Here is a 3596-nt window from a genome sequence, read left to right as displayed (position 1 = left end):
TCCGGCGGCACTCTGTCGCTTTCGCGGAACGGACGGCGGGGCCCCGCGTGCACCTGTCGCTTTGGCGGGGATGTCGAGCCGCCGCGTCAGACGAGCGGGATCGGCGCCGTGATCGGCCCCGTGGAGGGCGACGACGACCGGAGCGCCGCGCGCCGGGTGCTCCTCCGCTCGGCCCCGAAGCTGAGCATCGTCATGAGCACGCCGAGCAGCGCCAGCACGATGCCGAGCCACCCCGGTGCCGTGAAGCCGAAGCCGGCCGCGATGACCGCGCCGCCGAGGGCCGCACCGAGCGAGTTACCGATGTTGAACGCCGAGTGGTTGAGCGCCGCCGCGATGGTGCGGGCGTCTCCGGCGACGTCCATCAGGCGGGACTGCACGGCCGGCGGGATCGCCGACGAGGTCGCGCCGAGCAGGAACGCCCCGAGGAAGATCCCCCACACCCACTGCGCGGTGAGGACGGTCACGAGCAGTGCGCCGATGAGCGCGAACATGCCGACGTAGATCGTGCGCTTGACGCTGTGGTCGGCCAGGTGCCCGCCGAGGACCCCGCCGACGACCATGCCGATCCCGACGACCACGAGGACGAGGGGCACGAAGGACTCGGGCAGCCCCGTGACGTGCTGCACGAGCGGCGAGATGTACGAGTACACCGCGAAGAACCCGCCGAAGCCGACGGCACCCAGCCCCATGACCATCCAGACCTGCGGCACGCGGAAGGCACGGAGCTCGCGGCCGATCGTGGCGTGCGCGTCACGGGCGCTCCGCGGGACGAAGGCCAGCACGGCGAGGAACGTCAGTGCGAACAGGACGGCGACGACGCCGTACGCGATGCGCCAGCTGGCGACCTGCCCGACCCAGGTGATCGCCGGGACGCCGACGACGTTCGCGACCGACAGGCCGAGCAGCACCATCGCGATGCCCTTGCCGCGCTTGCCCGGCCCCATGATGTCCCCGGCGACGATCGACGCGATGCCGAAGTACGCGCCGTGCGGCAGACCGGCGACGAACCGCGCCACGAGGACGAGGCCGAACGACGGCAGGACGGCACTGGCGACCGTGGCGACGACGAACCCGACGAGCAGCACGAGGATGAGGCCCTTGCGCGGGAACCTGGCCGACATCGCCGCGATCGTGGGCGCGCCGACGACCACACCGAGGGCGTACGCACTGACGAGCCAGCCGGCGTGGGCGAGCCCGGCGTCCGGGTCGAGGCCGTACTGGTGCGGGAGCAATGCCTCGGCGATGTTCGGCAGGAGCCCCATCGCGACGAACTCGGTCGACCCGATGGCGAACCCGCCGAGGGCGAGGGCGATGAGCGCGAGTGCGCGGCGCGCAGGCGTGAGCTGGGACATGATGCCTGTTTCGGACGGGAGGAGCGGGACGGGTTCCGGACGTCGACTCACGGGAGTCGGCTGGGACCGTCGGTGCGCGTGGCGGCCGCACCGGGCCTCCTGCGTCGGACCGTGCCGCGGAGGCGGCCGCCGGGAGACGGATGGAGGACGGTCCTGGTTCAGCGGCGAACGGGGACGACCAGCCACCGCAGGCAGCCGGTCTCAGCAGTGTAGACCGCTCCAAACCCCCGACGGAAGACCGTCGGCCGAATCGATTCGACCGACGTCAGGCCGCGCGACGTCCGGCGTCCACAGGAGCGTCCATGGTCTCCTCGGGGAGCTCGTCACGGTGGACCCACCCGGAGCCGCACTCGGTGCAGGTCGCCCAGGCGTGGTCGCCCTGCTCGTCCGTGTCGATGACGACCGTCCGCAGGTCGCAGTCGGGGCACCAGCCGTCGTGCATCATCACGCGCTCCTCGTCGTCTCGCAGCCACCCGGTGTGGCTCGATGGGCACCATCAGACACCCGACCACCGACATCCGCGGGAAGCCCCCGGCGTGTCGTGGCGGGATGGAGCAACAGCCCAGGGGTCAGTCGCCGAGCGCCGCTTCCAGCCGCTCCAGCTTGCCGTCGATCTCGCCCGTGCGGCCCGGCCGGAGGTCGGCCTTGAGCACGAGCGACACCCGCGTGCCGTACGCACCGACGGCCTCGGTGGCGCGCTTGACGACGTCCATGACCTCGTCCCACTCCCCCTCGACCTCGGTGAACATCGACGAGGTGCGGTTCGGCAACCCGCTCTCGCGGACGATGCGCACGGCCGCGGCGACGGCATCGTGCACGGACCCGTCCGACGATGCGGAGGGACCACCGGACGGGGCGACGGAGAACGCGACGATCATGCATCCATCCTGCCCGGCTCGGCGAGCGGTGGCACGACGGGATCCGGCGCAGCGTCGGACCGACCGCGCGCCGCGACCCCGAGCCGCACGAGCGCGACGACGCTCCACACGAGCACGCCGACCTCGAGGGCGTTCCGGAGCGTGAGCACGACGAGCACCCACGGCTGCACCGTGAGCACCTGGTCGTAGAACCCGGGGTAGACCACCTGCGTCAGCAGGGCCATCGGCAGCGCGGCGACGGCGACCGGCAGGAAGCGCCGAGCGCTCGGCCGACCGGCGACGAGCCCCCACACGATCGGCACGGCGAACCACCCGATGTACTGCGGCGACCCGACCTTGTTCGCGGCGACCAGCGCGGCGACGAACAGCAGAGCCAGCAGCGGAGCGGCCTCCGTGCGGTGGGCACCGCGACGGACCGCCCACATCGCGAGGAGCACCCCGACGACGACCACCACGGCCATGAGCGGCGTCGACACCGCGGCGGCCGCGTGCGTGCCGGCGCCGGACACCTCGAACGTCAGGATCTCCCGGTCGTAGTAGACCGCCGCGCCCGGCACGCCGAACGCCGCCGCCCACATGAACGGCGTGGCGAGGGGTGCCTCGATCTGCAGCGCGCGGCCGGTCTGCTGCCCGACGAACGACAGCAGGTGCGCCGCTCCCCCGTACAGAACGTCGACGAGCACGATGAGCGCGGTGAGCACCAGCGCACTCCCGAGCACCCCGCGTCGGTGACCCCGGCGGAGCAGCAGGAGCACGCCGACGAGCGCCGCCGGCCAGACCTTCGTCCAGGCGCCCGCCGTGAACAGCGCCGAGGCGATCGCGGGCCGCGTGGCGACGAACGCCACCCCGACCAGCGCCAGGACGGTGGCGACGGTGTCGATGCGCCCGAGGCCGATCGGCCCGAGTGCGAGCAGGAAGGCCAGCCACCACCAGACGACGCGCACGCCGAACGCGCGGAAGCGCCAGAGGAACGCGCAGGCGACGGCGTCGAGCACGACCATGAGGACGAGCCAGCCCGTGCCGATCGAGCCGACGCCCCCGAGCGCGGCGGCCGCCATCGGCACGATCGCGAGGATCGGGTACACCCAGTCCTCGTCGATCCCGACCCAGAACCCGGACGTGTGTCCGGTCTCGATCCACCGTCGGTACGTGATGGTGACGTCGCCGAGCGGCAGGTTCGCCGAGATCGACGTCAGGTACCAGAGCACCGCGTGCACGACGGCGAACGCGACGACGAACCCGATCACCTCGGGCCACCGTGACCGGCCAACCGTCCTCTGCACCGGACGAGCGTAGCGGGAGCGCGCCCGCAGCGCGGCGGGAGCGCGCCCGCAGCGCGGCGGGAGCGCGCCCGCAGCGCGCCCGC

At 72.7% G+C, this 3596-nt stretch carries 4 protein-coding genes; all 4 read right to left on the bottom strand.

Annotated elements, in window-relative coordinates:
• Nucleotides 1–86 precede the first annotated feature (86 nt).
• Nucleotides 87–1352, bottom strand: coding sequence for an MFS transporter (locus tag HP507_RS00080; RefSeq protein WP_175349870.1), 1266 nt, complete (start codon nt 1350–1352; stop codon nt 87–89).
• Between the two features lie 265 nt (nt 1353–1617).
• Complete coding sequence (locus tag HP507_RS00075; protein ID WP_175349869.1) at nt 1618–1797, bottom strand: hypothetical protein; 180 nt, start codon at nt 1795–1797, stop codon at nt 1618–1620.
• Between the two features lie 124 nt (nt 1798–1921).
• Complete coding sequence (locus tag HP507_RS00070) at nt 1922–2230, bottom strand: thiamine-binding protein (protein ID WP_175349868.1); 309 nt, start codon at nt 2228–2230, stop codon at nt 1922–1924.
• A complete protein-coding gene (locus tag HP507_RS00065; RefSeq protein ID WP_175349867.1) occupies nt 2227–3513 on the bottom strand; it encodes a glycosyltransferase 87 family protein in 1287 nt (428 codons plus the stop codon). Before HP507_RS00065 ends, HP507_RS00070 begins: the two co-directional genes overlap by 4 nt.
• Nucleotides 3514–3596 lie beyond the last annotated feature (83 nt).

The sequence above is a fragment of the Curtobacterium pusillum genome, assembly GCF_013359865.1.
Taxonomy (GTDB): Bacteria; Actinomycetota; Actinomycetes; order Actinomycetales; family Microbacteriaceae; genus Curtobacterium; species Curtobacterium pusillum.
The sequence above is the reverse complement of the archived record's forward strand: the minus strand, read 5'-3'. Positions and strand labels throughout refer to the sequence as shown.